Genomic DNA, 12998 nt, shown 5'->3' on the forward strand with positions numbered 1-12998 from the left:
CTCCGGACCCGGCGCGCTATGCAGAAGGCAACAGACGCGCCCGGTACCAACCAAGGAAATATCATGTCCGACTCTCCCCTGTTTCACGATCGCATGCTGTCGCTCGGCCTCGCCCGTGTGTCCGAAGCCGCCGCGCTGGAAAGCGCCGCCTGGATCGGTCGCGGAGACGAGAAGGCCGCCGACCAGGCTGCCGTGAACGCCATGCGCAACCAGCTGAACATGCTGGATATCGAAGGCGTCGTGGTGATCGGTGAAGGGGAGCGCGACGAAGCCCCGATGCTCTACATCGGCGAGAAGGTCGGCACCGGCAACGGCCCGGCCGTGGACATCGCACTCGACCCGCTGGAAGGCACCACGCTGACCGCCAAGGACATGCCCAACGCCCTGACCGTGATCGCCATGGCCCCGCGCGGCACCCTGCTGCACGCGCCGGACGTCTACATGGACAAGCTGGCCATCGGCCCTGGCTTCGCGCCCGACACCGTGACGCTGGACATGGAGCCGGCCGAGCGTGTCCGCGCGCTGGCCGCCGCCAAGGGCTGCGAGACCACCGACATCACCTGCTGCATCCTTGAGCGCCCGCGCCATGAGGATCTGATTCGCGAAGTCCGCTCGACCGGCGCTTCGATCCGCCTGATCACCGATGGCGACGTCGCCGGCGTGATCCACTGCGCCGAGCCGCATCTGACCGGCATCGACATGTACATGGGCTCGGGCGGCGCGCCTGAGGGCGTCCTGGCCGCGGCGGCTTTGAAGTGCATGGGCGGCCAGATCTACGGCCGCCTTCTGTTCCGCAACGATGACGAGCGCGGCCGCGCTGCCAAGGCCGGCATCACCGACCTCAACCGCGTCTACACCCGCGACGAGCTGGTGACCGCCGACGTCATCTTCTCGGCCACCGGCGTGACCAATGGCTCCATCGTGCAGGGCATCAAGCGCGAGCCCGGCTGGATCGAGACCGAGACCATCCTGATGCGCTCGAAAACCGGCTCGATGCGCCGCATGCAGTATCGCAACCCGGTGAAATGACCGCCTATCTTGGTGTCGAACACTCACTGACCGGGCGCCGTTGGGTCGGCCCCGGTACGGAACGCGAGCGGCAGGCTGAAGCGCTGGCACAGGCCACCCGCCTGCCGCCGGCGCTGTGCTCGGTCCTCGCCGCGCGCGAAATTCCGGCTGAGGGTGTTGCAGATTTCCTCGCCCCCTCGCTGCGCTCCCTGCTGCCCGATCCTCTGCGCCTGCGCGACATGGAGACGGCGGCCGAGCGCTTGCTCACCGCCCTGAGAAAGCGCGAAAAGATCGCCGTCTTCGCCGATTACGATGTCGACGGCGGGACCTCGGCCGCGCTGCTGCTGTGCTGGCTGCGGGCGTTGGGTCATGACGCGACGCTCTACATCCCTGACCGCATCGACGAGGGCTATGGCCCCAACGAGCCCGCGATGGCGATGCTGGCCGCGGACCACGACCTGATCATTTGCGTCGACTGTGGCACCCTATCGCATGGCCCGATCGCGGCGGCGAAGGGCGCGGATGTCGTCGTCGTCGACCACCACCTCGGCGGTGAGACGCTACCCGACGCGCTGGCAGTCGTGAACCCGAACCGGCAGGACGAAAGCGGCGATCTTGGCCACCTCTGCGCTGCGGGCGTGGTCTTCCTGCTTCTGGTGGATGCGAACCGCCGGCTGCGCAAGGACGGGGTGCAAGGCCCTGACCTGATGGGGTTTCTGGACCTCGTGGCCCTGGCCACGGTGGCCGATGTCGCGCCGCTGATCGGCGTCAACCGCGCCTTCGTGCGCCAAGGCCTGAAGGTCATGGCCCAACGCGGGCGGCCGGGTCTGGTCGCCTTGTCGGATGTCGGTCGCATCGATTCCGCACCGACGCCTTACCATCTTGGCTTCGTGCTGGGCCCACGGGTCAATGCCGGCGGACGGATCGGCGCGGCGGACCTGGGCGCGCGCCTGCTCTCGACCGAGGACCCGTTCGAGGCACAAAGGCTGGCGCAAAAGCTCGACCAGTTGAACGACGACCGCCGGGCCATCGAACAGGCCGTGCGTGAGGAAGCCTTGGCACAAGCTGAGCGCCGGGGCCTCGATGGCCCGCTGGTCTGGGCGGCCGCCGAGGGGTGGCACCCGGGCGTCATCGGCATCGTCGCCGCTCGGCTGAAGGAAGCGACCAACCGCCCTGCCGTGGTAATCGCGCTCGATGGCAATGAGGGCAAGGGATCTGGCCGCTCGGTCGGTGGCGTCGATCTGGGCGCCTCGGTGCAACGGCTGGCGTCGGAGGGGCTGTTGCTGAAGGGCGGCGGCCACCGCATGGCCGCGGGCCTGACCGTCGCGCGCGACCAGCTGGAAGCCGCGATGGAGCGTCTGGCCGAGCTTCTGGCACGTCAGGGCGCCGGCACTGGCGGCGCGGGGGATCTGCGGCTCGACGGGCTGCTTATGCCCGGTGCGGCGACGGTCGAGCTGATCGAATCGCTGGAACAGGCCGGCCCTTACGGGCAAGCCGCCCCTGCCCCGCGATTCGCCTTCCCGTCGATGGCGATTCTCGACGCGCGCCGTATCGGGACCAACCATCTGCGCATCCGCTTTGGCGAACATGCCGGACCCGCGCTGGAGGCCGTGGCCTTCGGTGCCTTCGACGGCCCGCTGGGACCGGCGCTGGAGAGCCGTTCGCCGGGGCGCTGGCATCTTGCCGGCAAGGTCGAGATCAACACCTGGGGCGGGCGCTCCAAGCCGCAATTGCGACTGGACGACGCCGCGCCGGCCTGATCCGGCGATGCACCCGGGCGGGTGCAAAAAACTTGTCACGAAGGTGAAAAAATCCCCTTGCGCCCGCCCACACCCCTGTCTAAATACCGCCTCACGCCAAGGGCAACGGGCCGAAACGCTCTCGCCAAGGCGCAAAGGTGGCCCGTTCGTCTATCGGTTAGGACGCCAGGTTTTCAACCTGGAAAGAGGGGTTCGACTCCCCTACGGGCTGCCACTTTATCCCTGCAGAGATACACCAAGGCTCCGATTTCGGGGCCTTTTTTCGTTTCCGGGGCCCTTCGCGGAACTTGTCGAAGGAATTGAAAATCCCGCGTTTCTCCCTCTTGCGCCGGTCATTTCCCTGTCGTAAATACCGCCTCACGCCAAGGGCAACGAGCCGAAACGCTCTCGCCAAGGCGCAAAGGTGGCCCGTTCGTCTATCGGTTAGGACGCCAGGTTTTCAACCTGGAAAGAGGGGTTCGACTCCCCTACGGGCTGCCACTTTCAGTTCTCCCAGAAGCGCCAGGCACGGAACCCACGATGTCGCCCTTCCTCTCGTCCGAGAGCTGAAGTGGGACAGTGCCGCTAAGGTAGAGAACGGTATCGCCCCCCTTGAAAGGCCGCCGTCGACTGGCGGTGGACGCCTCGGCTCGGGTCACATCATCGACAGGCTGCCCCTCGACCGCCGATACCGAACAGACCATGACAATCGCCACATTGCATTTGTCGATGGGCGAATCCTGGATGCGTCATAAAGGCTGGTGAGAGCCTCGTAGAACGACGCGACATGTTGCTCTCGGCTACGCCGCTCGCCGTGCTAAGAGTCGCGGCCAATACCCTCGCCACGCATCCCATGTTGGGAGCCATTGTAACGGTGAAGCCGAGACGGCCGAAGCACGAGCCCCACATCGCTCTGATTGAGCGAGGCCAAGCAAGGTTTCGGCGGCGGAGAGGCGTCATCGTTCGCCCCCGCAGCGCACCCGAAGGCCGCGGAAGCGCCCTTGTCGATCAGCCAAAGAGCTCGTGGCAGAATTCCAGCGCCTCGACCAAGGCGTCGACATCCGCTTCGGTGTTGTACAAAGCGAAGGAGGCGCGGCACGAGGCGTTGACCCCCAGATGCTCCATCAGCGGGCCGGTGCAATGCTGGCCGGCGCGGACGGCGACGCCCTTCTTGTCCAGAACCGTCGAGATATCATGGGCATGGGCGCCGTTGTTCATGGTGAAGCTGAAGATCCCACCCTTGCCCGGCGCATCGCCCTGCACATTGAGCCAGTTCAGCCCCTTCAGCCGCTCACGCCCGTAGGAGGTCAGCGCGCGCTCATGCGCAGCGATATTCTCCATGCCGAGGCCCATCATGTAGTCCAGTGCCACGCCCAGCCCGATTTGCTGAACGATACCGGGGGTGCCGGCCTCGAACTTGTGGGGCGGATCGTTGTAGATCACGTCGTCGCGCGTGACCTCCTTGATCATGTCGCCTCCGCCGAGGAACGGCCGCATCTCGGCCTGCCGCTCGCGTGTGATGTAGATCGCGCCCGAGCCCGAGGGGCCGTAGAGCTTGTGCCCGGTGATCGGGTAGAAATCGACGCCCAGATCCTGCACGTCGACCGGCATGTGGACCGCGGCTTGGCTGCCATCGGCGAGGATCGGCACGCCCTTCTCGCGGCAACCGGCGGCGATGGTCTTGATGTCGACAACCGTGCCCAGCACGTTCGACATATGCGTGACCGCGACCAGCTTCGTCTTCGGCGTAATCGCCGCCAGCACACGCGCCGGATCGAGGGAGCCATCGGCCTCGGTCTCGACCCAGACGAGCTTCACGCCCAACCGTTCGCGCAGGAAGTGCCACGGAACGATATTGGCGTGGTGCTCCATGACCGAGAGGACGATCTCGTCGCCCGCCTGCATCCGGTTCGCAGCCCAGCCATAGGAGACAAGGTTGATCCCCTCGGTCGTGCCTGAGTTGAACAGGATCTCATCCTCGTGCCGCGCGTTGAGGAACCGCTGCACGGTGCCGCGCACGGCCTCATACTTGTCAGTGGCGAGGTTCGACAGGAAATGCAGGCCCCGATGGACGTTGGCGTATTCCATCGAATAGGCCTGCGTGATCGCGTCGATGACCACCTGCGGCTTCTGGGCCGAGGCGCCATTGTCCAGGTAGACCAACGGCTTGCCGTTCACTGTGCGCGACAGGATCGGGAAGTCGCGGCGGATGGCGTGAACGTCAAACATTGGCAATCTCCGCGGGCCCGAAGCCCAGGAACAGCAAGATCAGCGACAGGATGAAGCTGAAGACCATGAAGGTCATGAAGCCGGCGACCAGCACCGCGACGCGGGACTTGAAACCATGCACGGCGCAGATGAAGCCCACCAGCACCCAGATCGAGATGGCCACGGCGGCCGCGCCGACGGGGATGTTCAGGATCGGCAGCAACAGCATGACCACCAGCTGCACGATCAGCAGCGCGGCAGTGACCACCTGCATCCAGCCGACCAGCCAGAGCACATCGGCAAAGCGGCCCTTGCCGCCGAACGCGCTGCCGACGAAGGTCACCAGCGCAACGACAACCAGGTTCATCCCCCCCTGCGTCGCGGCAAAAGCGAAGGGGCTGGGCAGAGCGTCATGCTCGCCCATCGCGACGGGGAGCAGGTACAGCAGCACGACCGAGGCCGTCACGGCCGCGCCCAGCAGCATCCACCGCAAGGGCATCGGCGGGTTCAGCGCAATGAGCTGGCGCCCGGCTTCCTCGGGGTTCTGGATCGACAGGCGCAGGATGGTCAGAAGATCGGACAGGGTGATCATGCGGCCTCCACGGGTTCCGGACGCTCCAGTGCCACGCGCAGCCCGGCGATGAGGATCGCGATGAAGGCCGCCGCAGCGGGCAGGAAGGCCAGCGTGGTTTGCGGGCCGGGGCCGATCATGCCGGCGGCAAGGCCCTGGAACAGCATCAGCGGGCTGGCGCAGAGCACGGCCCAGAACAGGCCCAACCGCACCGCGAAGGCATCGACGGGGCCGGCAAGGCGCAGGATCAGGCCAAGGATGCCCCCCAGCGCGTAGAACACCAGCGGCGCGATGAAGATCCAGGCGAACAGCGCGCCGGCCAGAAGCGCATCCAGCGGAATCTCGTCCGACAGATGCGCTTCCCGCGCGAGGCGGGGCCATTGCGCCACAAAGATCAGCGCGCAGCCGATCATCAGATACACGAGGATGCGCGCCTCGCGGCGGTCCCCCTGCTGGCGCCGCAACACCGCGCGCGGACGGCGGTAGCTGGCGACGATATCGGTAGTCAGCGCCATGGCCCGGCCCCGTTAGTGCGCGTGACGCTCCAGCCAGCGACGCAGCCGCAGGCGCATGTCATTCGCGATGTCTTCGCTGTCGATCTCGTCCAGCGTTTCGGCCAGGAAGGCGAGGACCAGCAGCAGTTTCGCCTCTTCCTCGGGCACGCCGCGGGCGCGCAGGTAGAAGAGGTGATCCGGACTGATCTCGCCCGAGGTCGAGCCGTGCGAGCATTTCACGTCGTCGGCATAGATCTCGAGCTCCGGCTTGGCAAGGAACTGGCACTTCTCATCGAGCAGCAGCGACTGGCTCAGCTGGTAGCCATCCGTCAGCTGGGCGGGCTGTTCCACCAGGATCTTGCCCTGGAACACGCCCACGGCCCCGTCACGCAGCACCTTCTTGAACACCTGACGGCTTTCGCAGCCCGGCGCCGAATGGGTGATGAACACCGTGTCGTCGTGATGGAACGTGCCATCCCCCAGCGCCGCGCCGGCGACATGGGCCACACCGCCCTCGCCTTCCAGCCAGACCTGCGCTTCGTTGCGCATCAGGCGGCCGTTCATCGACAGCGAGAAGGACTTGAACAGCGATTTCGCGCCGAGGCGGGCGAAGACATGGGTCACGCCCTTGCGCTCGTGATCGCGGCCCATGGTGCGCACATGGTGCAGCGCCGCGCCATCAGCCACATCGGCCTCAAGGCACATATTGGCGCGCGCGGCGACCGGGCCGTTCTCCAGCAGGGTCAGCTCGCTGCCCGGCTCCATGCGGATGACGTGGTGCAACACGACGGCGGCATCCTCGGACCCACGGCGATAGATCAGCGAGACCGGACGCGAGACCTTGCCGGTCACGCGGATCAGCACGCCATCCGTCGCCAGCGCCGAGTTCAGGGCGCCCAGCGGGCGGGCAACAGGCTTCTGGCCCTTCGCCTCCAGCGTGCCGTAGAGATCCTTGGCCCAATGGATGTCGCCGGAATCGGCGAGGCGCGAGATCTCGATCCCATCGCCTTCCAGCGCATCGCTGTCAGCGGCCGAGAAGACACCATCGACGAAGACCAGCTTCAGCCGGTCGATGCCTTGATACATCGGCGGCTCGTCGGTGATCTTGAACACCTCGGCCGGGCGGATATCGGCAGCGATCAGACGGTCGGGGTTGGTGTAACCCCAGTATTCGTCGCGACGATCCGGCAGCGTCAGGTCGGCCAGACGCTCCAGCGCGGCCTTGCGCAAGGGCGCAGCCCAGGCCGGGCCCTGCGGCGGGGTCAGCGTGGCGATGAAGGCCGCCGTCGACTCCTGCCGTGCTGCACGGCGCGCCGCGCGAGGGCTGAGAGCTTGTGCGGTGGTCATGCGTTCACCCCAGCATTCACCTCAGCGAGGATGTCGGCATAGCCGTTATTCTCGACTTCCAGCGCCAGCTCAGGGCCGCCGGTCTTCACGATGCGACCGTTGGCCATGATGTGCACGACGTCCGGTTTGATGTGGTCCAGAAGGCGCTGGTAGTGGGTGATGACGAGGAAGGCACGGCCTTCCGAACGCAGGGCGTTCACACCCTCGGCCACCAGCTTCATCGCGTCCACGTCGAGGCCCGAGTCGGTCTCATCGAGGATGCACATGCGGGGCTCGAGCATCGCCATCTGCAGGATTTCGTTACGCTTCTTCTCACCGCCCGAGAAGCCGACATTGACCGGACGCTTCAGCATCTCGGCGTCGATCTTCAGCTCCTTGGCCTTGGCGCGCACGACTTTCAGGAAGTCGCCCGAGGACAGCTCCTCTTCGCCGCGCGCCTTGCGCTGCGCGTTCACGGCGGTGCGCAGGAAGGTCATGTTGCCGACGCCCGGGATCTCGACCGGGTATTGGAACGCAAGGAACAGGCCATGCGCGGCGCGCTCTTCAGGCTCCATGTCCAGCAGGCTGTCGCCGTCCAGCGTGGCACTGCCGTCGGTGACCTCGTAGCCGTCACGGCCGGCGAGGACGTAGGACAGAGTCGACTTGCCCGAGCCGTTCGGGCCCATGATCGCGTGGACCTTGCCGGCTTCGACGGTCAGCGAGAGCCCTTTCAGGATCTGCTTGTCTTCGTCTTCAAGCTTGACGTGCAGGTTGTTGATTTCGAGCATGTTTTCCTCGTGTCTCAAAGGCCGGGCCGCGCGGTCGCAGCGCTCGGCAGCAGCAGGTAATTGGCGTGGTTTCGGTCATTGCTCAGCGGCGTGATCGCGTAGTCGCGCGCAGCCGCCCAGCGGGTGAATTCAGTCTCGTGGTCGGAACGGACCTCGATCATCAGGGTCGGACGAGCGCGGGCGATCAGGCCGTCGAGGCCCGCCAGCACGTCCATCTCCATCCCCTCGACATCGATCTTGACGAAGGCGGGGGTCAGGTCGGCGAAAACGTCATCGCCGCGCCGGACCTGCAGGTCACCCTGCCCCGCGAACATTTTCGTCGCGCCGAGGTTGCGGTCGTGTTTCTTCATGCCCCAGCCCGCGCTGTCCTCAGCCCCCAAACCGAAGCCGAGGTAGTCGAGGCTGATCAACCCCTGCATCCGGTTGGCGAGGATATTGGCAACCAAGGGCTCCAAGGCCAGCGGGTTCGGCTCGACGGGAATGACGCGGGAGGCGCCGGTGAACATCGCGAAATAGAGCGCGTGGTTGCCGACATTGGCGCCGATATCCAGCACCGTCGCGCCGGGCGGGATATGGGCGATGACCTGCGCCAGATCGCCCCCCTCGTAGAAGCGGCCCTTGCGGTGGGCATTCTGGATCGGGTCGTCGGCGAAGTTCACGCAGAAGGCCACCGGCCGGTTGCGGATCGTCGCCTGCACCATCGCCATCGGTGCCAGCATCAGCGGCGCGCCCTCACGCCACGCCGCAAGACGCTCCACCATTGGCGGCAGCGATTCCGCCTCGACGGGCGGCGGGGCGACCTGGACCTCGGTCTCGAACCAGCTGCCGATCATGCGCAGCCCTCCGCCCCGCGCGACGGGCACGACGGGATGCAAAGGGCTTCAACAGGACGGCAGCGGGTCATCTTCTCACCGACGCATGACGAATTTGGCCGACAGATGCGACAGCACCACGGCGATGATGGCGGCAAAGGCGGCCATGCCGCGGCCGCCCGGGTACCAGATGGAATAGGTCAGCGACATCATCAGCACGACGCCGATGGCGACGAGCAGCACATAGCGCGGGCGCGGTTCACCGGCCGAGAGCAGCCATTTCCAGTCCATCGCGTCCCCCTCAGCCCAAGGTTACAGCGGTGCCCGAAGCCGAGACCATCATCATGGAATCGCCCACCACCTCGTAATCGAGATCGACGCCGACGACGGCATTCGCCCCCATCTGCGCGGCCCGTTCCTCCATCTCGCGCAGGGCGACCTTGCGGGCATCCTGCAGCTTGGATTCGTAGGCGCCCGAGCGCCCGCCAACCACATCGGTGATCGAGGCGAAGAAGTCGCGCACGACATTGGCGCCCATGATCGCCTCGCCCACGACGATGCTGTGGTAGGTGCGGATGGGGCGTCCTTCGACGCTGGGGGTGGTGGTGACGATCATCTCAACGCATCCCGATCCAGGTGAACACCATCATCGCCAGCAGCGCGGCCAGACCGACGACAAGCGCCGTCAGCAGCACCGAGCCGCCCAAGAGGCCGTCGGTCTTGCCGGTGTTGCGCCGCCGGAAACCCAGTCCCAGCAGCGTCCCGACAAAGATCCCGACGCCCACGCCGGCGGATTTGACCAGCAGGAACTGCAAAAGCTCCAGCGTCACCCCACCGACCCTTCCAGCGAGATCGCGACCAAAGCCTGCGCTTCCATGGCGAATTCCATCGGCAGGGCCTGCAGAACCTCGCGGCAGAAGCCGTTGACGACCAGGGCCACAGCCTCTTCCTCGTCCATGCCGCGCTGGCGGCAATAGAACAGCTGGTCGTCATCCACCTTGGACGTCGTCGCCTCGTGCTCAACGCGCGAGGAGGCGTTCTTCACCTCGATATAGGGCACGGTATGGGCGCCGCATTGATCGCCGATCAGCAGGCTGTCGCATTGCGTGTAATTGCGGCTGTCGGTGGCCTTGGGGTGCATGGTCACGAGGCCGCGATAGGTGTTCTGGGCATGGCCGGCCGAGATGCCCTTCGACACGATCCGCGAGCGCGAATTCTTGCCCAGATGGATCATCTTGGTGCCGGTATCGGCCTGCTGCCAGTTGTTGGCGATGGCGATCGAGTAGAACTCGCCCGAGGTATCATCGCCGCGCAGGATGCAGGACGGGTATTTCCAGGTGATGGCCGAGCCGGTCTCGACCTGCGTCCACATCACCTTCGCCCGGTCCTCGCGGCAATCGGCGCGCTTGGTGACGAAGTTGTAGATGCCGCCCTTGCCGTCCTCATCGCCCGGATACCAGTTCTGCACGGTCGAATATTTGACCTCGGCATCCTCGAGCACGACGATTTCCACCACGGCTGCGTGCAGCTGGTTGGTGTCACGCTTGGGGGCGGTGCAGCCCTCAAGGTAACTCACATATGCACCTTTATCGGCAATAATGAGCGTGCGTTCGAACTGGCCGGTATTCTCCGCGTTGATACGGAAATAGGTCGACAGCTCCATCGGGCATTTGGTGCCCTCGGGGACATAGACGAACGAGCCGTCCGAGAAGACCGCCGAGTTCAGCGTGGCAAAGAAGTTGTCCGAGACCGGCACGACAGAGCCGAGGTACTTCTTCACCAGATCAGGATATTCGCGGATCGCCTCCGAGATCGAGCAGAAGATGACGCCGGCCTTCTTCAGCTCTTCCTTGAAGGTCGTGCCGACGGAGACGGAATCGAACACCGCATCCACGGCGACCTTGCGCTCGGGTTGAACCTCGCCATCGGCGCCTTCGACACCGGCAAGGATCATCTGCTCCTTCAGCGGGATGCCCAGCTTCTCATAAGTGGCCAGCAGCTTCGGATCGACCTCGTCCAAAGACTTCGGCTTCTCGGCCATGCTCTTGGGCTTGGCGTAGTAATATTGCTCTTGATAGTCGATCGCCGGGATCTCCAGCATCGCCCAATCAGGCTCTTCCATCTGCTGCCAGCGGCGGAAGGCACCCAAGCGCCATTCCAGCATCCATTCCGGCTCGCCGTTCTTTTCCGAGATCAGGCGGACGATGTCCTCGTTCAGGCCCTTGGGCGCGAACTCCATCTCGATCTCGGTTTCCCAGCCGTGCTTGTACTTGCCGGCCATCGACTGGACGGTTTCCACCGTCTCCCGATCCACGCCCTCGCGGACCTCTGCCGTATTGTCCAAAGCCGCCATGCTTCGTCATCCCGTTTATCGCGGCAGGTCTGCGCCTGCCTGTTTCATGCGTTCGCCCGCCCGTTTCCAGGCCTTGGCATAGACCGCGGCGAACCGCAGTGCGTCGTCTTTCGTGACCCCGGGGCCGATCGAGACCCTGAGCGCCGAACCCGCCTCGGCCTCGGAATAGCCCATCGAGCGCAACACCCGGCTGGCCGAGACCTTGCCCGAGGAACAGGCCGAACCCGCCGAGACGGCGAAGCCCTGAAGGTCCATGGCCATCACCTGCGTCTCGCCCTTCCAGCCCGGAGCGATCAGGCTCAGGGTGTTGGGCAGACGCGGGCAGCCCTTGGCCGTCAAGATAATACCTGCGCAGTCTGCTTCCAGAGCCGATTCTAGAAGATTTCTAATCTCGGCGACCTCGTCCCAGACCCCGTTGGCAAGGTCAAGCGCTGCCGCCTCGGCCGCGGCACCGAAACCGGCGATGCCGATCACGTTCTCCGTGCCCGCGCGGCGGCCCATCTCCTGACCCCCACCCTTGATCTGGGTCTGCACATCGAGGCCCAGCCGTAGCGCCAGCGCACCAACGCCCTTCGGGCCGCCGAGCTTGTGCGCCGAGATCAGCCCCATGTCGCAGCCCAGCCAATTGAAGGCGATGGGCAGCTTGCCGAAGGCCTGCGTCAGGTCGCTGAGCGCCAGACCGGCGGGCAGGTCCTGCACGATCCCGGTCTCGGAATTCGCCAGCTGCAGCGTGCTGTTCGCCGGATCGGCTACGCTCACCACGCCGTCGCGGCCGACCGGCAGGTCGACATGCCCCCAGCTGGAGACCGCGTCATGCTCGACGCCCGCGCAATGGAGATCGCGCCCGGCCATGGCCAGCGCCGCTGCCTCGGTCGCGCCCGAGGTGAAGACGATATCCGCCCCATCCGCGCCGAGGGCCGTCGCCACCTGCGCCCGCGCGCGCTCGATCAGGCCTTTGACGGCCCGCCCTTCGGCATGGATCGAGCTGCCGTTGCCCACAAGGTCCATCGCCGCGATCATCGCGGCGCGGGCCTCGGGTCGCAGGGGCGCCGAGGCGTTCCAGTCGAGATAGAGCCTGCTCATGCCGTGACCTGAAACAGGCTCGGCACGGCGGGACAGGGCTTCAGCCCGTTGCGCGCCACATCGGCCAGAGTGGTCTGGTGCAGGAAGACATAGACATGCGCCGAGAGACCTTCCCAAAGACGGTTGGTCATCGACTGCGCCTGACTGCCGGACATCGCGCCCGAGGCGCCGCCGCCCTTCTCCATCGCGCTGACGGTTTCTTCGACAGCCTCGAGGATCTCGGAGACGCGAATCTCGGATGGATCCCGCGCCAAACGGTAGCCGCCCCCCGGACCGCGCACCGAATCGACCAGCCCCGCGCGGCGCAGTTTGACGAACAGCTGCTCCAAATAGGGCTGGCTCACGTCCTGACGCTTGGCGATCTCGGCCAGCGAGACGTGGCGCGAGGCCGCCTGACGCTGCAGAATGGCCAGATCGACCATGGCCACCGTCGCGTAACGTCCCTTCGTCGATAGTTTCATGGCGCAAACCCCGGATCATTGCCCCGCCGCAGCCGCCACGGGGTCGCAAAAAGATTGACGGATGACGCGGCCTTGCTTAACTGCTATCCCGCCGAACCCGACTCTGCCCGAGACGGGCGCAGAAGTTAGAAACGTTCTAGATTAGCCGACTTCTT

Annotated in this window: 14 protein-coding genes and 2 tRNA genes; 4 read left to right on the forward strand and 12 right to left on the reverse strand. The window is 65.6% G+C overall.

Going from position 1 to position 12998, the window contains the following annotated elements:
- Positions 1-63: 63 nt before the first annotated feature.
- The 4 genes from glpX to BCY78_RS07895 all read left to right on the forward strand — a co-directional run bounded on the left by glpX (position 64) and on the right by BCY78_RS07895 (position 3248).
- Positions 64-1029, forward strand: coding sequence for a class II fructose-bisphosphatase (gene glpX / locus BCY78_RS07880; RefSeq protein WP_068300127.1), 966 nt, complete (start codon positions 64-66; stop codon positions 1027-1029).
- Complete coding sequence (recJ, locus tag BCY78_RS07885) at positions 1026-2768, forward strand: single-stranded-DNA-specific exonuclease RecJ (protein ID WP_068300129.1); 1743 nt, start codon at positions 1026-1028, stop codon at positions 2766-2768. Before glpX ends, recJ begins: the two co-directional genes overlap by 4 nt.
- Positions 2769-2907: 139 nt before the next feature.
- Positions 2908-2982, forward strand: a tRNA-Glu gene (locus BCY78_RS07890).
- A gap of 191 nt (positions 2983-3173) precedes the next feature.
- Positions 3174-3248, forward strand: a tRNA-Glu gene (locus BCY78_RS07895).
- Between the two features lie 507 nt (positions 3249-3755).
- Here the strand turns inward: BCY78_RS07895 and BCY78_RS07905 are convergent.
- From BCY78_RS07905 to BCY78_RS07960, 12 genes are all read right to left on the reverse strand, one after another.
- The gene (locus BCY78_RS07905; protein ID WP_068300134.1) at positions 3756-4976 is read right to left on the reverse strand and encodes a cysteine desulfurase; all 1221 of its coding nucleotides are present in this window, start codon (positions 4974-4976) and stop codon (positions 3756-3758) included.
- A complete protein-coding gene (locus BCY78_RS07910) occupies positions 4969-5547 on the reverse strand; it encodes a YIP1 family protein (protein ID WP_068300136.1) in 579 nt (192 codons plus the stop codon). The genes BCY78_RS07905 and BCY78_RS07910 overlap by 8 nt, the downstream gene beginning before the upstream one ends.
- Positions 5544-6041 carry a hypothetical protein gene (locus BCY78_RS07915; RefSeq protein ID WP_068300137.1) on the reverse strand — a complete coding sequence of 166 codons (498 nt, stop codon included), beginning with the start codon at positions 6039-6041 and terminating at the stop codon, positions 5544-5546. The genes BCY78_RS07910 and BCY78_RS07915 overlap by 4 nt, the downstream gene beginning before the upstream one ends.
- 12 nt (positions 6042-6053) lie before the next feature.
- The gene (locus tag BCY78_RS07920; RefSeq protein ID WP_068300138.1) at positions 6054-7367 is read right to left on the reverse strand and encodes a SufD family Fe-S cluster assembly protein; all 1314 of its coding nucleotides are present in this window, start codon (positions 7365-7367) and stop codon (positions 6054-6056) included.
- Complete coding sequence (gene sufC / locus BCY78_RS07925) at positions 7364-8134, reverse strand: Fe-S cluster assembly ATPase SufC (protein ID WP_068300139.1); 771 nt, start codon at positions 8132-8134, stop codon at positions 7364-7366. Before sufC ends, BCY78_RS07920 begins: the two co-directional genes overlap by 4 nt.
- Before the next feature lie 14 nt (positions 8135-8148).
- Positions 8149-8967, reverse strand: coding sequence for an FkbM family methyltransferase (locus BCY78_RS07930; RefSeq protein ID WP_068300141.1), 819 nt, complete (start codon positions 8965-8967; stop codon positions 8149-8151).
- Positions 8968-9042: 75 nt separating this feature from the next.
- Positions 9043-9237, reverse strand: a complete 195-nt coding sequence (locus BCY78_RS07935) for a hypothetical protein (RefSeq protein WP_068300144.1) — start codon at positions 9235-9237, stop codon at positions 9043-9045.
- A gap of 10 nt (positions 9238-9247) precedes the next feature.
- Positions 9248-9562, reverse strand: a complete 315-nt coding sequence (locus BCY78_RS07940) for a heavy metal-binding domain-containing protein (RefSeq protein WP_068300146.1) — start codon at positions 9560-9562, stop codon at positions 9248-9250.
- A 1-nt stretch (position 9563) separates the two neighbouring features.
- Positions 9564-9776, reverse strand: coding sequence for a hypothetical protein (locus BCY78_RS07945; protein ID WP_225295092.1), 213 nt, complete (start codon positions 9774-9776; stop codon positions 9564-9566).
- Positions 9773-11299 (reverse strand): Fe-S cluster assembly protein SufB, encoded by a 1527-nt coding sequence (gene sufB, locus BCY78_RS07950; protein ID WP_068300149.1) that lies wholly within the window; start codon positions 11297-11299, stop codon positions 9773-9775. Before sufB ends, BCY78_RS07945 begins: the two co-directional genes overlap by 4 nt.
- A 15-nt stretch (positions 11300-11314) precedes the next feature.
- Entirely contained in the window at positions 11315-12382 is a 1068-nt protein-coding gene (locus BCY78_RS07955; protein ID WP_068300151.1) for a cysteine desulfurase family protein, read from the reverse strand.
- On the reverse strand, positions 12379-12843 hold the full coding sequence (locus BCY78_RS07960; RefSeq protein ID WP_068300153.1) for an Rrf2 family transcriptional regulator: 465 nt from the start codon (positions 12841-12843) through the stop codon (positions 12379-12381). Before BCY78_RS07960 ends, BCY78_RS07955 begins: the two co-directional genes overlap by 4 nt.
- Positions 12844-12998: the final 155 nt, after the last annotated feature.

Origin of the sequence: Pararhodobacter sp. CCB-MM2, assembly GCF_001691415.1 — a bacterium.
Classification (GTDB): Bacteria; Pseudomonadota; Alphaproteobacteria; order Rhodobacterales; family Rhodobacteraceae; genus Pararhodobacter.

Coding starts and splice junctions, on each gene's coding strand:
- glpX (WP_068300127.1), top strand. CDS start 64: ATGTCCGACTCTCCCCTGTTTCACGATCGCATGCTGTCGCTCGGCCTC.
- recJ (WP_068300129.1), top strand. CDS start 1,026: ATGACCGCCTATCTTGGTGTCGAACACTCACTGACCGGGCGCCGTTGG.
- BCY78_RS07905 (WP_068300134.1), bottom strand. CDS start 4,976: ATGTTTGACGTTCACGCCATCCGCCGCGACTTCCCGATCCTGTCGCGC.
- BCY78_RS07910 (WP_068300136.1), bottom strand. CDS start 5,547: ATGATCACCCTGTCCGATCTTCTGACCATCCTGCGCCTGTCGATCCAG.
- BCY78_RS07915 (WP_068300137.1), bottom strand. CDS start 6,041: ATGGCGCTGACTACCGATATCGTCGCCAGCTACCGCCGTCCGCGCGCG.
- BCY78_RS07920 (WP_068300138.1), bottom strand. CDS start 7,367: ATGACCACCGCACAAGCTCTCAGCCCTCGCGCGGCGCGCCGTGCAGCA.
- sufC (WP_068300139.1), bottom strand. CDS start 8,134: ATGCTCGAAATCAACAACCTGCACGTCAAGCTTGAAGACGAAGACAAG.
- BCY78_RS07930 (WP_068300141.1), bottom strand. CDS start 8,967: ATGATCGGCAGCTGGTTCGAGACCGAGGTCCAGGTCGCCCCGCCGCCC.
- BCY78_RS07935 (WP_068300144.1), bottom strand. CDS start 9,237: ATGGACTGGAAATGGCTGCTCTCGGCCGGTGAACCGCGCCCGCGCTAT.
- BCY78_RS07940 (WP_068300146.1), bottom strand. CDS start 9,562: ATGATCGTCACCACCACCCCCAGCGTCGAAGGACGCCCCATCCGCACC.
- sufB (WP_068300149.1), bottom strand. CDS start 11,299: ATGGCGGCTTTGGACAATACGGCAGAGGTCCGCGAGGGCGTGGATCGG.
- BCY78_RS07955 (WP_068300151.1), bottom strand. CDS start 12,382: ATGAGCAGGCTCTATCTCGACTGGAACGCCTCGGCGCCCCTGCGACCC.
- BCY78_RS07960 (WP_068300153.1), bottom strand. CDS start 12,843: ATGAAACTATCGACGAAGGGACGTTACGCGACGGTGGCCATGGTCGAT.